The 14,630-nt window shown below is 70.2% G+C and carries 12 protein-coding genes; 4 read left to right on the top strand and 8 right to left on the bottom strand.

The genetic code is table 11. From position 1 onward, the window contains the following. Nucleotides 1-29: 29 nt before the first annotated feature. Nucleotides 30-3,065, bottom strand: a complete 3,036-nt coding sequence (locus ACIQRW_RS20445; RefSeq protein WP_403762318.1) for a UPF0182 family protein — start codon at nucleotides 3,063-3,065, stop codon at nucleotides 30-32. Nucleotides 3,066-3,200: 135 nt separating this feature from the next. Here ACIQRW_RS20445 and ACIQRW_RS20440 point away from each other — a divergent pair, with 135 nt between their 5' ends. Beyond that, on the top strand, nucleotides 3,201-3,761 hold the full coding sequence (locus ACIQRW_RS20440; RefSeq protein ID WP_241835773.1) for a PPA1309 family protein: 561 nt from the start codon (nucleotides 3,201-3,203) through the stop codon (nucleotides 3,759-3,761). A gap of 48 nt (nucleotides 3,762-3,809) precedes the next feature. On the opposite strand, the gene ACIQRW_RS20435 is transcribed toward ACIQRW_RS20440, so the two are convergent. From ACIQRW_RS20435 to ACIQRW_RS20425, 3 genes are all read right to left on the bottom strand, one after another. Continuing rightward, the gene (locus ACIQRW_RS20435) at nucleotides 3,810-4,925 is read right to left on the bottom strand and encodes a PDZ domain-containing protein (RefSeq protein WP_403762117.1); all 1,116 of its coding nucleotides are present in this window, start codon (nucleotides 4,923-4,925) and stop codon (nucleotides 3,810-3,812) included. Nucleotides 4,926-5,324: 399 nt separating this feature from the next. Then, nucleotides 5,325-5,786: a molybdenum cofactor biosynthesis protein MoaE gene (locus tag ACIQRW_RS20430; RefSeq protein WP_215104556.1), complete on the bottom strand. Its 462-nt coding sequence runs from the start codon at nucleotides 5,784-5,786 to the stop codon at nucleotides 5,325-5,327. A gap of 106 nt (nucleotides 5,787-5,892) precedes the next feature. Continuing rightward, nucleotides 5,893-7,044 (bottom strand): SDR family oxidoreductase, encoded by a 1,152-nt coding sequence (locus ACIQRW_RS20425; RefSeq protein ID WP_403762114.1) that lies wholly within the window; start codon nucleotides 7,042-7,044, stop codon nucleotides 5,893-5,895. Nucleotides 7,045-7,234: 190 nt separating this feature from the next. Here ACIQRW_RS20425 and ACIQRW_RS20420 point away from each other — a divergent pair, with 190 nt between their 5' ends. Together ACIQRW_RS20420 and ACIQRW_RS20415 are read left to right on the top strand one after the other, a co-directional pair. After that, complete coding sequence (locus tag ACIQRW_RS20420; protein WP_403762111.1) at nucleotides 7,235-8,716, top strand: zinc-dependent metalloprotease; 1,482 nt, start codon at nucleotides 7,235-7,237, stop codon at nucleotides 8,714-8,716. Next, nucleotides 8,713-9,252 (top strand): NUDIX hydrolase, encoded by a 540-nt coding sequence (locus tag ACIQRW_RS20415; RefSeq protein ID WP_403762108.1) that lies wholly within the window; start codon nucleotides 8,713-8,715, stop codon nucleotides 9,250-9,252. The genes ACIQRW_RS20420 and ACIQRW_RS20415 overlap by 4 nt, the downstream gene beginning before the upstream one ends. A 76-nt stretch (nucleotides 9,253-9,328) precedes the next feature. Here the strand turns inward: ACIQRW_RS20415 and ACIQRW_RS20410 are convergent, their stop codons facing one another. From ACIQRW_RS20410 to ACIQRW_RS20395, 4 genes are all read right to left on the bottom strand, one after another. Further along, nucleotides 9,329-10,084, bottom strand: a complete 756-nt coding sequence (locus ACIQRW_RS20410; RefSeq protein ID WP_403762105.1) for an AIM24 family protein — start codon at nucleotides 10,082-10,084, stop codon at nucleotides 9,329-9,331. A 19-nt stretch (nucleotides 10,085-10,103) separates the two neighbouring features. Beyond that, nucleotides 10,104-10,784 carry an AIM24 family protein gene (locus ACIQRW_RS20405; RefSeq protein WP_097935650.1) on the bottom strand — a complete coding sequence of 227 codons (681 nt, stop codon included), beginning with the start codon at nucleotides 10,782-10,784 and terminating at the stop codon, nucleotides 10,104-10,106. Between the two features lie 11 nt (nucleotides 10,785-10,795). Continuing rightward, the gene (locus tag ACIQRW_RS20400; RefSeq protein ID WP_403762102.1) at nucleotides 10,796-12,433 is read right to left on the bottom strand and encodes a TerD family protein; all 1,638 of its coding nucleotides are present in this window, start codon (nucleotides 12,431-12,433) and stop codon (nucleotides 10,796-10,798) included. A 120-nt stretch (nucleotides 12,434-12,553) separates the two neighbouring features. After that, the gene (locus tag ACIQRW_RS20395; protein WP_403762099.1) at nucleotides 12,554-13,177 is read right to left on the bottom strand and encodes a M48 family metallopeptidase; all 624 of its coding nucleotides are present in this window, start codon (nucleotides 13,175-13,177) and stop codon (nucleotides 12,554-12,556) included. 274 nt (nucleotides 13,178-13,451) lie between these two features. On the opposite strand from ACIQRW_RS20395, the gene ACIQRW_RS20390 reads away from it, so the two are divergent. Next, nucleotides 13,452-14,612 carry a ThiF family adenylyltransferase gene (locus tag ACIQRW_RS20390; RefSeq protein ID WP_403762096.1) on the top strand — a complete coding sequence of 387 codons (1,161 nt, stop codon included), beginning with the start codon at nucleotides 13,452-13,454 and terminating at the stop codon, nucleotides 14,610-14,612. The last annotated feature ends 18 nt before the right edge of the window (nucleotides 14,613-14,630 follow it).

Here is a 14,630-nt window from a genome sequence, read left to right as displayed (position 1 = left end):
ACCGTACCACGACGCGGGGTGGACTCTTCTCAGCTGCCCTGGTCGGAGCCCTTCTCGGCCCCTTCGGCCGCATCCGGCTTCCTCGCCGGATCCGCCGTGTCCGCGTCCGCCGGCTTATCGGCGCTCGCGGGCTCGGCCGAGCTGTCCGGCTTGGCGTCGCCCGCCGGCTTCTCGGAACCGTCGGCCTTGTCCCCCTCGCTGCCCGCCTTGGGCTGCGCGGCGGCGGCTCGCTCCAAGGCGTCCTGAAGGGCCTCCTGGGCCTTGCCGTAGGCCGGCCAGTCCTGCTCCTGCAGCGCCTTCTCACCGTCGGAGTACGCCTTCTGGGCGTCCGCGATGGCCTTCTTGAGCGCTGCACTGCCGGTGGCCGGGGGCTCATCGGTCTCGCCCGGCGGCTCATCGGTATCGGGCGGTGTCGTGACCCCGTCGTCCTCGACCCCGAAGACGGCGTTGAGCGCCTCCCCGAGGCTGTTCTCGAAGACGATCTTCGAACCGTACGAGGCGGCCACCTTGCGCAGCAGCGGGTAGTTCTGGTTGCCACCGCGCGTGTAGACCGGCTCGATATAGAGGAAACCGCCCTCCAGCGGCACCGTCAGAAGGTTGCCGTACTCGATGTCCGAGTCGGTGCCCTTGAGGTTCCTCACGAACTCGGCGACGTCGTCGTTGCCGTTGAGCTCACTCTGTACCTGGCCCGGGCCCTTCACGGTGGAGGTGACCCGCAGCAGCCGCATCTCGCCGTAGTCCTTGCTGGCCGCGTCTGCGTTCACCGCCATGAAGGCACCCAGGTTGGGGCGCCCTCGGGGAGTGAAGGTGGTGGTCAGCGAGAACTGCTGCTCGTCCTGGCCCGGCATCTTCATGCTCAGGTAGTACGGCGGGACGGAGCCGGGCTCCTTGTTGGTCGGGTCGTCCGGCACCTGCCATGCGTCACTGCCGCTGTAGAACTGCGCGGGGTCCTCGACGTGATAGCGGGTGAGCAGCTCGCGCTGGACCTTGAAGAGGTCCTGCGGATACCGCAGGTGGTCCATGAGCTCCTGCGGAATCTCCCCGCGGGACTCGACCGTCCCCGGGAACGCCTTGCGCCAGGTCTTGAGGACCGGGTCCTTGGTGTCCCACTCGTAGAGCTTGACCTTGCCGTCATAGGCGTCGACGGTGGCCTTCACCGAGTTGCGGATGTAGTTGACCTGGTTCTGCTGGGCGACGACCGCGCGCTGGTTGGTGGTCAGCGAGTCGGCCGTGGTGTCGCCGAGCGTGGTCCGGGACGCGTACGGGTAGCCGTTGCTCGTGGTGTACGCGTCGACGATCCACTGGATCCGGCCGTCGACGACCGCCGGGTAGGCGTCGCCGTCGATGGTCAGCCACGGGGCGACCGCCTCGACGCGCTCCTTGGGCGTGCGGTTGTACAGGATCCGCGAGCCCTCACCGATGGCTCCCGAGTACATGATCTGCGGCTCGCTGAAGGAGACCGCGTACGCGGCACGGTTGAAGGTGTTGGAGAGACTGACCCCGCTGTCGCCCTTGTAGCTGGTGGTCTTCTCGCCGTCCTCCTCGTAGTCGAGCTCCTTCTGGGGGCCGCCGACGATGGAGTACTGCTGGGTGTTCTCGCCGTAGTAGATCCGCTGCTCGTACTTGTCGAACTCACCGGTGGTCGGCAGCCCCGACTCGGTGAAATCCGGGGATCCCGACGGGTTCGTCCCGGTGGTGGTGCCCCGGGCCGCGATGGCTCCGTAGCCGTGGGTGTACGTGAAGTGGTCGTTGATCCAGTTCCGCTTGGGCAGGCCCTGGATGTTCAGCTCACGCAGACCGATGACGGTGTCCTGCTCCTTGCCGTCCTTGTCCTTGTAGCGGTCGACGTCCAGCGTCTTGGGGAACTGGTAGTAGTTCCTCCGCTGCTGGAGCTGCTGGAAGGCCGGGGAGACGACGTTGGGGTCCATCACCCGGTAGCTGGCGGCCGTGTTGGCCGCCGCCCGCAGCTTGCTGTCGTCCTCCGTCGTCGCCTGGCCCTCGTAGTCGTCCACCGTGGCGTCATCGATGTCGTACGCGTCGCGTGTGGCATCGATGTTCTTCTGGATGAACTCCGCTTCCTTGGCCTGCTCGTTCGGCTGGACCTGGAACTTCTGCACGATCGCCGGGTAGAGCCCGCCGATCAGGATCGCCGAGAGCACCATCAGGCCGAAGCCGATGACCGGGAGCTGCCAGGTGCGGCGCCACAGCGTCGCGAAGAACAGCACGGCGCAGATGGCCGCGATGCAGAACAGGATGGTCTTCGCCGGGAGGTAGGCGTTGGCGTCGACGTACCGCAGGCCCGTCCAGTTGTCCGCGGCCTTGAAGTCACTGGACTTCACCGCCAGCCCGTACCGGTCGAGCCAGTACGCCACGGCCTTCAGGGAGACGAAGATGCCCAGCAGCACCGAGAGGTGGCCGGTGGCCGCCCCGGTGGCACGGGCGCCGGGGCTGGTGATGCGCAGCCCGCCGTACAGATAGTGGGTCAGCGCGGCGGCGATCAGCGAGAGCACGGTCGCCGCGAAGCCGAAGCCCAGAAGGAAGCGGTAGAACGGCAGGTCGAAGGCGAAGAAGGCGACGTCCAGCCCGAACTGGGGGTCCTTCTGGTTGAACGGCACGCCGTTGACGTACAGCAGCCATGTGCGCCACTGACCGGAGGCGGAAGCTCCGCCGATCAGTGCGACGAGCGCCGTGACGGCGAGCAGCACCCACTTCTTGTAGGGGGCGATGCTCATCCGGTAGCGGTCCAGGCTCTGCTGCTCCAGAGACATCGCGCTCAGCGGCGGCCTGAGCCGGTGCGCGAGCCAGATGTTCACACCGATGGCGATCGCCATCAGCAGTCCGAAGACGAGGAACAGCCCGATCTTGGTCCACAGGGTGGTGGTGAAGACGGATGAATACGCGACCGACCTGTACCAGAGCCAGTCCGTCCAGAACCCGGCGAACATGACGAAGGCCATGGCGAGAACCGCCAGGACGCCCAAAGTCATGAGCAGGGTACGGGCGCGCCGGGACGGGCGGCCGACTCTGATCCGTGGCCCGGTCGGGCCTCCGCCGCGGTCCGGCATCTGGAAAGCCAACGTGCGCACCTCGTAGTTCGCGGTCGTGTGGACAGGCCCAGCGATCCTGGAACCCACCTATGCAACTTACTGAGGCTTTACCTAGTTCCCGTTCCCGGGGCGGAAGGAGGCAGGATATTGCCCATGCCCAACGTTTCCCCCGCAGGACCCCCGATGGCCGCGAGTCCGCTCACCGTCGCCGTCCTCGAAATCGACGCCTATGCCTCCAACCTCGGCTGGGACCAGCCCGCCCGGCTGTTCGCCCTGGTCGACACCGCACAGCTGCGGGTCCAGGAGCCCTCTCTCGCCGCTCAGCTGGGCCTTGAGGATCCCAGCTCCTCCGTCGCCGCGCTCACCCCGATCGAGCAGGACGAACTTCCGCCGGGCACCGCGCTCGACGACTTCCTCGGCACGATCGCCTGGCCCGACGCCGTGGTCGGCTGCGCCATGACGGTGGAACGGCTGATGCTGCCGCCGTCCGCCGAGGCCTCCGTGCCGGACGGTCTGAACGACAAGCAGCTGACCCAGTGGGTCGCCAAGCACCCCGACCGGCAGGAGGTACGGATGACCGTGGCCGTCCTGCGGGACGGGGCCCGCGAGTCCGCCGTACGGCTGCGCGAGAAGGACTCCCCCACCGAGGTGCTGACCGGCGCCGGTCTGGTGCCCGGCCTCGCCGAGGCGCTGGCGGCGACGTTCGAGTCCTGATCGGGCCGCTGCCCGGGGCCGTCGTACGGTTCCCGGGCGGCGCGGCCGTCAGCCGGTCGAGCAGCTCGGCAGACCCGCGGTCTTCCCCGTACGGATCTGCTCCATCGACTTCGTGGCGTCCTCGATGGTCTTGACCCGCACCAGGGTGAGCCCGTCAGGCGTGTCGGCGGCGGCCGACGCGCAGTTGTCGTCGGGCGTGAGGAAGTAGCGGGCGCCGGCGTTCCGGGCGCCGACCAGCTTCATGTTGATGCCGCCGATCGGTCCGACCGTGCCCGCGTCGTCGATGGTGCCGGTGCCCGCGACGAACTTGCCGCCGGTCAGGTCACCCGGGGTGAGCTTGTCGATGATGCCGAGGGAGAACATCAGCCCGGCGCTCGGCCCACCGACGTCCGCGAGCTTGATGTCGATCTCGAACGGGAACGTGTGGTCCGTCCCGGCCCTGATCCCGACGATCGCCCGGTCCTTCCCGCCCTCCTCGCCGTCGCCCTCGGCGGCGGGGGCCTTCGCGGTCCTGATGGTGATCTCCTCGCCGCCCTCGGGGGCGCGCCCGGCCTTCTCGGCCGCGGCGGCGGTCTTCGCCGGGATGATGGTGAAGGTGACGTCTTCGCCGGGCTGGTGCTTGGTGACGAGCTTCGCGACGTCGCCGGGCTCCTTGACCACGGTGCCGTCGACGGCCTTGATGACGTCGCCCGCGTGCAGCTTGTCCTCGGAGGGGCTGTCCTTGACCACCGTGGAGACCACGACCTGGGTGGCGACCGGGAGGTCCAGCTCCTTCAGGGCGGCCACCTTGGCGCTCTCCTGGGACTGGCTGAACTCCTCGGCGTTCTCCTGGGTGGACTGCTCCTCGGTCTTGCCGTCCGGGTAGAGCGTGTCGTGCGGCACCACGACGCTGTCGTGGGCCAGCCAGCCGTAGACGGCCTCGAAGATGTTCATCCGGTAGTCCGCCCCGGTGACGCGGACCGTCGTCATGTTGAGGTGCCCGGATGCCGGGTACGTCTTGCGACCGGAGATCTGCAGGACGGGCTCGCCACGCGCGTCGCCCAGCGTGTTCACCGTCGGTCCGGGGGACATCTCCGAATACGGCACTTTGATCAGCACGCCTGCGCAGAGCAGCGCGATGAGGACGAGGGCGGAGGCGAGCATCGTCGCGGTGCTGCGTGGCATGGAACGACAGTACGGGAAGGGCCTGTCAGTGCACCGCCGGGGCCGGTCCGTACGAGGAGACCGGAACGCGGCGGAAGGTGGTCACGCGGCGTGCGTCGGTCTTCAGAGAGCCCCGGAACCGGAGTGCGATTTCTCCATCGCGTCACGGAACCTGGCGTAGCCGGCGAGTTCGGTGACATCGCCGGTCGTGCGATTGCGGGCAGCCCAACTCGCCCATATCGCACCACCGACAGCAGCGAAAAGTGGAATCAACAGCCAAGCGAGTGCCGCCATCACGACCTCCCTACCCCATGAGCGACCGGATGCCCGATCAGCAGATTAACGATCCGGAAGACCAACGCTCATGGCGGGGGTGCGGTTACGCAAATCGGGGCTGATGCGCCCCGGTCCGGTTTGCGCTCAGCAGGCTCCGACCCACTCCTCCGTGCCGTCCGAGAAGCGCTGGTGTTTCCAGATCGGAACCTCGTGCTTGAGGTCGTCGATGAGCTTGCGGCAGGCGTCGAAGGCCTCGGCGCGGTGCGGGCAGGCGACGGCGACGACCACGGCCAGGTCGCCCACCTCCAGTTCACCCACTCGGTGGACGGCCGCCAGTGCGCGGACCGGGTGGTCGGCGACGACCTTCTCCGCCACTCGGCGCAGTTCGTCCTCGGCCGAGGGGTGACAGGAATAGCCGAGCGCGCCGACGTCCTGTCCCGCGTCGTGGTTGCGCACGGTGCCGACGAAGAGCGCGATGCCGCCCGCCGCGTCGTCGCCGACCGCGCGGAAGACCTCGTCGACGGAGAGCGGGGTGTCCCGGATCGCCAGCAGCCGGATGGGGTCGGCCGCCGCGTGCTCGCCGGGATGGTCGTGGGTGGGTGCCATGCTCCCATCGTGCCGTACGGCTCCGACATCCCGGAATTGCCTGTTCTTCCGGCGGCCGGCCGGCCGGTTTGGAGCCTCCTACAGGGCCTCGGGCGAGGTTGAGCGGTCAGATGCGGCGGCGGGCCTTGCGGGCGCGGCGCACCACGGCGGCCGCGCCGAGCAGGGCGACCGTCGCTCCGGCGGCTCCGGCGGCGGTGGCGTCCTTACGGCCGAGGCGGCGCCCGGCGAGCGTGTGGCGGCCCTCGACCTCTTCGAGGAGGGCTCCGAGCACCTCCTCGTTCGTCCATTTCGGCCGCCAGCCCACGTCGTGCAGCCTGCTGACGCTGACCACCCAGGGGTGCATCGTGTACGCCAGGTCACCGGCCGGGGACGGGGTGAGGCCGATCCGGTGCAGCCGGGCGGCGGCCCCGAGCGCGACGGCGGAGGGCAGCTCCATCCGGCGCACACCGCTGAGCTCCTCGACCTCCTCCTGCTCCAGCCAGCCGTCGCAGCCGACCGCGAACTCGCCGTCGATCTTCTCCAGGGCGGCGTACTCCAGCGCCGTCACCAGGTCCTCGACGTGGCAGAACTGCCAGGTGGGGCGCGATCCGGCGACGACCAGAAGGCGCGGGGACTCGAAGTAGCGGGTCAGGGCGGTGTCGGTGCCGCCGACCAGGACGGTGGGGCGCACGACGGTGACATTGAGCCCGGGGTGTGCGCGCGGGGCCCGGCGGCCGAGCCGCTCGATCTCCAGAAGGTCGCCGACGCCGGTGGCCTCGGCGGTGGCACGCAGTTCGGCGTCCTCGGAGAGCGGCACATCGTTGTCGGCGAGCGCCCCGTAGACCATCGCCGAGGTGCACAGCACGACCCGGTGGACCCCGACGGCCGCCGCGGCGGTGAGCACGGTCTGAGTGCCGCGTACGTTGTACGCGGTGCGGGCGGCGGCGTCGGTCTCCAGGTCGAGATCGAGGGCCAGGTGGACGACGACGTCCGCGCCGCGCAGCTTCTCGGCGATCGCGGGATCCCGTACGTCCAGGATGTGCCAGGTCGCTTCGGGGACCTCTCCCCGGCGCTCGTCGATCGCGATGACCTGCTTGATCGCGTCGGATGCGGCGAGGTGGGCGGTCAGCAGTTCGCCGATGCCGGTGGCGGCGCCGGTGACCGCGACGACGGGGCCCCGGTTTCTGGGGGTCCTGGGGCGTTTCGTCTCGGGTGTGCTCTCGGGCGAGGGGTCGGTCAGGTTTCGCGCTGCGCGAACCTGCGGATCTGGGGAACTCACCGGGCGTCTCCAGCGGTTGTCTTCAGTACGTACCCGAATGACGCGTACGTACCAGGTGGCGTCCATCCTGCCGCAGGCCGGGAGTCGGCGGAGCACTGAGGCCCGAAGCGGGCGTGGTGTCTACGCTGGATGGTGATGTCGGGCAGTCGCCGTCGGTTCGAGCCGGCGGCCCTACGAGCCGAGGAAACCCGTGAGTGACACCCCATTCGGATTCGGCCTTCCGCCGGAGGAGCCGGAGAACGGCGACGAGGGCAAGAAGAAGGACCCCACCGAAGGTGGGCAGAGCGCGGGCGGGCCCGGGGGCCCGTTCGGATTCGGACCGGGAGCGGGCGGGGACAACCCGTTCGCCGCAATGTTCGGCTCGATGAATCCGAACGATCTCGGCGCCGCCTTCCAGCAGCTCGGTCAGATGCTGAGCTACGAGGGCGGTCCCGTGAACTGGGACATGGCCAAGCAGATCGCCCGCCAGACGGTCTCGCAGGGCGCCCCGGACGGCTCCAAGGACGCCAGTGTGGGCCCGTCCGAGCGCACGGCGGTCGACGAGGCGCTGCGGCTGGCGGACCTGTGGCTGGACGGCGTGACGTCGATGCCGTCCGGTTCGGTCTCCACCGTGGCGTGGAGCCGCGCGGAGTGGGTCGAGGCCTCGCTGCCGGCCTGGCAGCAGCTGGTCGACCCGGTGGCCGAGCGGGTGGGCCTGGCGATGGGCGATGTGCTGCCCGAGGAGATGCAGGCCATGGCGGGCCCGCTGATCGGCATGATGCGGTCGATGGGTGGCGCCATGTTCGGCCAGCAGATCGGGCAGGCCGTGGGCGTGCTGGCCGGTGAGGTGGTCGGTTCCACCGACATCGGGCTGCCACTGGGGCCGGCGGGCAAGGCCGCGCTGCTCCCGCTGAACGTGGAGAAGTTCGGCAAGGACCTCAGCGTCCCGCAGGACGAGGTCCGGCTCTATCTGGCCCTGCGCGAGGCCGCTCACCAGCGGCTCTTCGCCCATGTGCCGTGGCTGCGGTCGCATCTGTTCGGCGCCGTCGAGGCGTACGCCCGCGGCATCAAGGTCGACACCAGCAAGCTGGAGGACGTCGTCGGCCAGTTCGACCCCTCACAGCCGGAGCAGTTGCAGGACGCCCTTCAGCAGGGCATGTTCCAGCCGGAGGACACGCCCGAGCAGAAGGCGTCGCTGGCTCGTCTGGAGACGGCTCTCGCGCTGGTGGAGGGCTGGGTGGACGCGGTGGTCCACGAGGCCGCGAAGTCCCGGCTGACCTCGTCCGACGCGCTGCGCGAGACGATGCGCCGGCGTCGTGCCTCCGGTGGGCCGGCCGAGCAGACGTTCGCCACGCTCATCGGTCTCCAGCTGCGCCCGCGCCGGCTCCGGGACGCCTCGCGCCTGTGGGCCTCGCTCACGGACGCCCGGGGTCTGGAGGGCCGGGACGCGCTCTGGGCCCACCCGGACATGCTGCCGACGGCCCACGACCTGGACGACCCGGACGGCTTCGTCCATCACGAGCAGGCCGACTTCTCCGAGCTGGACAAGATGCTCGGCGAGGCGGCGAAGGGCTCGCGGAAGCCCGAGGCGGAGGACGAGCCGAAGCCGAAGCCCGTCGAGGGCAAGGACGACGGCAAGGACGAAGGCGACGACGAGGGCACGAGCGAGGGCAAGGACGGCCGCGACCAGTGACCCTGCGCGACGACGCCGTTCTCGTACTGAAGGGCTATGCCCCCGGGGACGAGGCCGGTGATCAGGCGGAGCTGCGTCAGGCCTACCTGGATCACCTGGCACAGCACGACGACGGCATGTGGAAGGCGTGCGGGGCCGGGCATGTCACGGCCAGCGCCCTGGTGATCGATCCGGAGCGGGAGAGGGTTCTGCTGACCCTGCACCGGAAGCTGCGGATGTGGCTCCAGATGGGCGGCCACTGCGAGGAGCGGGACGTCTCCCTGGAGGCGGCGGCGCTCCGCGAGGCGACGGAGGAGTCCGGCGTCACGGGGCTCACCCTGCTGCCCGGCGGACCGGTCCGGCTGGACCGACACCCGATTCCGTCTCCCTGTAACTGGCACCTCGATGTGCAGTACGCCGCGCTGGCCCCGGCCGGAGCGGCGGAGCGGATCAGCGAGGAGTCCCTGGAGCTGCGCTGGTTCGGCTACGCGGACGTGCCGGGGGTGGCCGACGCGTCCGTAGTACGCCTGCTGGAGGCGACGCGGTCCCGGTTGTAGCGGCAGGCCGCGTGGATGTGCGTAAGGGGCGGCCTCTGGGAGGCCGCCCCTTACCGCTGTGGCTCGCTAGTGCCGGTCAGTTCCAGGCGTTGTTCTGGTTCTGGCCGTGGGAACCCTGCTGGCCCACGCCGAACTGGGCGCGGGCGCCCTGGCCGATCTGGGCGTTCTGCGGGGGCATGACCTCGCTCGGCTGGACCAGGGCGAAGCCCTGGCCGAGGAAGCTCAGCTCCCAGCCCTCTCCGGTGTTGCCGCGGCGCCTGAAGACACCCGAGGAGTGCGTCTGGGCCTGCATCTGCACGCGCAGGGAGCTGGACCAGGCGACGATCGCGTCGGCGTCGGCGTTGACGTACTTCTCGGGCGTGACCTGCATCATCAGGGGCTGGCCCGAGGTCATGAGGGCGACCTTGCCCGAGCCGGAGATGTTGAGCTGGTACTTGCCGCTGCCGGAGATCCCGTACTGGCTGTCCACCGCGATGACCTCGGTGTGCAGCGCGGAGTCGAGCGCGAGGACGTAGGAGCTGTCCACGGTCATCCCCTCGCGGTCGACGTCCACGACGTGGATGTACTGCGCGAGGTTGGCGAGGTAGACGGTGCCCTGGCCGGACACGCGCATCAGGTCGAGGCCCTCGCCGGTGTTCGCGCGGGCGCGGCGCTGGCCCTGGGACTGGTATTCCCCGTCGAAGTCCATCAGGCCCTGGTAGGCGACCATGGCGCCCTTGCGGGCGAGGACGTCGTCGTGGCCGGTCAGCGAGACCCGCAGGAGCTGCGGGTTCTGGATCGCGTAACGGTCCTGGGTCTGCTGCTCGGTGTGGCTGAAAAGCGGACTCTGCATGGTGTGTTCTCCCTCCCCGTCAGTTCCGGATCCGCAGCCGGTCCGTGCTGTCCTCGCTCGGCTGGACGACCACGATGCCCTGGCCGGAGAAGGCCATCTGGTACGCCTCGCCGCTGCCGCGGCCGATCAGCGAGCCGGCCTTGAAGCTCCGCTTGCCCTTCACCTTGAGGTTCGGGGACCAGGCGACGAGCGCGTCCGGGTCGACGTACGTCTCGTCCTCGCCGCGTCCGCAGTCGACGACGATCGGGGTGCCGCGCGAGGTGATGGCGACCCATCCGGTGCCCTGGACGACGACGTTCCACAGGCCCTGGCCGGCGAACTTGGCGAGCCCCTTGACCTTCTCGACACCCCAGGTGAGGTGGGCGTCGAACGCGAGGAGGTTGGTGCCGTTGACGGAGATGGAGTCGTTGTCGAGGTTGATGACGACCACGTCGGCGCCGTAGTCGGCGAGGTAGAGCAGTCCGTCGCCGGAGCACTTCATGACGGGCGCGCCCTCGCCGGTGATCCACTGGGAGGCGATCTGCCGGGCGGCGGGCGGGTTGGGCTCGTACTGGATGAAGCCCTCGTACGCCACCATCGAGCCGGTGCGCGCGAAGAGGTCCTGCCCGGAGGCCATGGCGACCTTGAGCATGGTCTTGCCGTGGTTCTCCATACGGGCCGTGACAGGGGTCGGGGCGAAGCCCGCGAGTTGCTGGTTCATGACGGGCTCCCTCAGACCTCGTAGGGCTGGACGACGATGAAGTTGCCGGGGGCTCCCCGGAACTGGAGGTTCACGGTCTCGCCGCTGTGTCCGGGGTACGCGTTGCGGCGCAGCCGGACCTGGGTGGAGACGATCACCTGGGAGGCGGCCGACCAGGCGACCACCGCGTTGCAGTCGGCGAACGTGGTGGGCGTGACCGGCAGGACGACCGGGGTGCCGTGGGTCTTCACGATCACGGTGCCGGTGCCCTGGAACTGCATGGTGAACAGGGCCCCGCCGGGGATGCCGTGCCCTTCGACCCTGCGGACCTCGTACTGGAGGGACTCGTCGAACGCGAGGACGCTCTCGGCGGAGACGCAGATGGCATCGCCCTGCAGCTCGATCGGGTGCAGGTGCGAACCCTCCTCGGCGAGGAAGACCTGGCCGCGGCCGGTGCAGCGCATCAGCTGCATTTCCTGGCCGGTGGCATTGCCCACGGCGCGGCCGACGAACCCTGCGCTCTTGTAGCCGAAGTCCACCTTGCCCTGGTACATCACCATGCTGCCCTGGCGGGCCAGGACCCCGGCTCCGCCCATGGTCAGGTCGACCCGCATGAGCTGCTGGTTCTGCGGGGTCCAGCGCTGCCCGGTCGCGGTCTCCTTGTACGGCTGCAGAGCCGCCTGGAGACCCGCGCCCGTGGCCGGTACTCCTTGGGGCACGCCCTGCGGGGCACCCGGCGGCATGCCGACGGGGGGCTGCTGGCCGTACGGGGCCGGCGCGGGCTGACCGTAGGGAGCGGGGGCCTGCTGGCCGAAGGGAGCGGCGGGCGGCGCGCCCTGGCCGGGGACCTGGCCGAACTGGGGCTGCTGGGGCTGGTGCGGCTGCTGGGGTTGGCCGTACGGGGACGGTCCCTGGGGCGGCTGCGGCGTCTGGGGAGCCAGCGGGGCCGCGATCGTCGGCGCCGCGTGCATCGGCTGCTGCGGTGCGGGCGGCGGCGTGGGCGCGGACGGGGCGCCGAAGGCCGGTGCGGGCTGCGGGGCCGGGGCCGCGGGCGGCGCGCCGAAGGCGGGGGGCGCTGCGGCCTGGGCCGGCGGGGCGAATCCCGGGGCGGCGGCCGGTGCGGCGGCGGGCGGCGCCTCTTCCTCGGCGACCTCGCCCCCGAAGTTCTTCAGGAGCGCGTCGAGACCGCCGTCGAAGCCCTGGCCCACGGCGGCGAAGCGCCAGACGTCCTTCAGGTAGAAGTCACCGAGCATCACGGCGCGCTCGGTGGTGAACTCCGAGCCGGTGAAGGCGTACCTCACCACTTCCTCGCCGCCCGCCACGATCCGGATGTATCCCGGACCGATCTGGGACATCTGCCCGGAACCGTCGAGCGTCGCGGTGAAGGAGAGCTTCTGGATGGCCGCCGGAATGCGGTCGAGCGTGACGCGGAAGGACTCGGTGTCACCGGACTGCGCACCGAGGAGCTGAATGGACTCCTCGGGCGATTTCGGCTGATTGAAGAAGATGAAGTACCGGTCGTCGGAGAGCTGCTCATGGGCGTCGAGGCCGAAGCAGCTGATGTCGAAAGTCAGCCCCGGGGCCGCGATCTGCACGCCTACGTACAGATCCGTCCCTGGCGTGAGATCACTGATCTTGGCCTTGTGGCCGCGTTGGAATTCCCTGGCCATGCGTAACGACCGTCCCCCATCCCGAAGGTAAATGCGTCGCGTCAGGCTAACCGCAAACGACGACATCGGACCAAGCCGGTACAGACCCGGTACAGAATCGGCGAACGCGGCCGGCCCCGGTCACTCCTCGCGGGCGGCGGGCAGGTGGGGCAGCCGGTCGGCCGCCACCACGCCCTCCAGATACCCACGGGCGCGCTCGGTGCGCGGATACGCCTCCAGCAGCCGCCAGAACCCCGGACCGTGTCCGGGAACGAGCAGATGTGCCAGCTCGTGGAGGAGCACGTAGTCCACCACGTACTCCGGCATGCCCTGGAGCCGGTGCGAGAGCCTGATGCTGCCCTCGGCAGGAGTGCACGAGCCCCAGCGGGTGTTCTGGTTGGTCACCCAGCGCACCGAGACGGGCCTGGCACGACCGTCGAAATACTGGGCCGACAGCCGTACGGCACGCTCCGCGAGTTCGGTGTCGCCCAGGACGCGCTTGTTCTCCTGGGCGGCGAGCTTGTCCAGCATCACGCCCACCCAGCGCCGTTCCTCCGCCTCCGACATCCGGGCGGGGATGAGCACGATCGTGCGGTCGCCCTCGCGGTACGCGGAGACCGACTTCCGGCGCCGGGTGCTCCTGCGGACCTCGACCGCGCTCGTCGCCGAAGCGCGGGCCGGATGGGCTGCCGCGCTGCGCTGATGGCTACCGGCGCTGGGCACGGGGTTCTCCCCGGCGAAGCCGGACGACGGGTCGGCGGGCACGCCACGACGTTACCCGCTGTCCGTGGGGGAAGTCCCGCCCCCGGGAACGGTTCGCGGCGATCCGCACCACGGCACGCACCACGGCACGCACCATGCGAACGACCACACGCTTGAACGACCAAGGGATTGAACGACTAATGACCTGTGCCTGTGGACAACTCCGGGCACGGCTCGGCGCGAGCCCGCATTCTGACTGAGGTCCCGCGGAAAGATCCGTGGATCAACCGGTCTGCGAGCACAGCTGTGCCCGCGACACCGCTCGGGGGGAGAAATCATGTATCCGATGCTGAAGCCCGCACTGCGCCGCGCCTGGCGCGGACGGAACACCGTGCAATTCGGTGTGACACCCGCACATGCCGTGACGCTCGGACCGGTGGACCTCGCCACGGGGAGCTTTCTGGAACTGCTCGACGGCACGCGAGGACTGCCGCTGCTGCACGAGGAGGCCCGCGCCCTGGACCTGTCGGAACGTCATGTGGACACCCTGCTGAAACGGTTGGCGGAGGCCGGGCTCCTGGACGACCCGAGGTCGGCCGGTCCGGTAGCCGATGTCCTGTGCCGTCGAGCCGAGGTGATGGACCGCCAGCGTCCTGATGTGGCCTCCCTGTCGGTCGTCCGTCCCGAGCCGGGCGGCGGCACTCTCCGGATGGCGGCCCGGCGGGCGATGCGGGTCCAGGTTCGGGGAGCGGGCCGGGTCGGGGCGTCCATCGCCTCGGTGCTGGCGGGTGCCGGAGTGGGGCACGTGGAAGTGCTCGACGGGGGCCGGGCCGAGCACTGGGACGTGGCGCCCGGGGGGCTCCCCCCGGCATCCGTGGGGGAACGGCGCGACGTGGCGGCCCGCCGGCTCGTCCGCCGGTGCGCGCCCGGGCCGGCCCCCCGTCGGGCGAGGACGGACGGAGCGGCGGCGGACCTGCCGGGGAGCGCCGGGCAGCCCGGGCTGTCCCTGATCGTCGTCGCTCCCCGGGACGGCCTCGCGGTGTACGCGCCCGTCGCGGACACGGCCGGTCCCTGGATCGCGTCGGGCACTCCCCATCTCTACGCGGGTGTGATCGAGGCCACCGGGGTGGTCGGGCCTCTCGTCCTGCCCGGGGGCACCGGGTGCGCGGGCTGCCTGGAGCTGCACCGCGCGGACCGGGATCCGCAGTGGCCCCGGATGCTGGCGCAGTGGCGTTCCGGGCGGCGGGGAGCGGTGCCCGCCTGCGATCTGGGGCTCGCGACGGCGGTCGCCGGTCTCGCCGCGGCACATGCCCTGGCCTTTCTGGACGGGGACCTCCCTGCGTGTACCGGAGCTCGATGGGAGGCCGCTCTGCCCTTGCTGGACTGGCGTTCCGAGCCGATCGGCCCGCATGCGGACTGCTCCTGCGGGGCGGCCGGGGGCGCTACGAGGGAACGGCCCTCCGGTGCTCTTCCGGCGCAGGACACAATGGCGGGGTGACCGCCGTCGCCGGAGAGA

It is taken from the genome of Streptomyces sp. NPDC091287 (assembly GCF_044768525.1).
In the GTDB taxonomy this organism is placed as follows: domain Bacteria; phylum Actinomycetota; class Actinomycetes; order Streptomycetales; family Streptomycetaceae; genus Streptomyces.
Note: the sequence above shows the minus strand (reverse complement) of the source record. Positions and strands in the feature narration are given on the sequence as shown.

Excerpts from the sequence above, each read along its gene's own strand:
- ACIQRW_RS20445 (WP_403762318.1), bottom strand. The coding sequence starts at position 3,065 with ATGCCGGACCGCGGCGGAGGCCCGACCGGGCCACGGATCAGAGTCGGC.
- ACIQRW_RS20440 (WP_241835773.1), top strand. The coding sequence starts at position 3,201 with ATGCCCAACGTTTCCCCCGCAGGACCCCCGATGGCCGCGAGTCCGCTC.
- ACIQRW_RS20435 (WP_403762117.1), bottom strand. The coding sequence starts at position 4,925 with ATGCCACGCAGCACCGCGACGATGCTCGCCTCCGCCCTCGTCCTCATC.
- ACIQRW_RS20430 (WP_215104556.1), bottom strand. The coding sequence starts at position 5,786 with ATGGCACCCACCCACGACCATCCCGGCGAGCACGCGGCGGCCGACCCC.
- ACIQRW_RS20410 (WP_403762105.1), bottom strand. The coding sequence starts at position 10,084 with ATGCAGAGTCCGCTTTTCAGCCACACCGAGCAGCAGACCCAGGACCGT.
- ACIQRW_RS20405 (WP_097935650.1), bottom strand. The coding sequence starts at position 10,784 with ATGAACCAGCAACTCGCGGGCTTCGCCCCGACCCCTGTCACGGCCCGT.
- ACIQRW_RS20400 (WP_403762102.1), bottom strand. The coding sequence starts at position 12,433 with ATGGCCAGGGAATTCCAACGCGGCCACAAGGCCAAGATCAGTGATCTC.
- ACIQRW_RS20390 (WP_403762096.1), top strand. The coding sequence starts at position 13,452 with ATGTATCCGATGCTGAAGCCCGCACTGCGCCGCGCCTGGCGCGGACGG.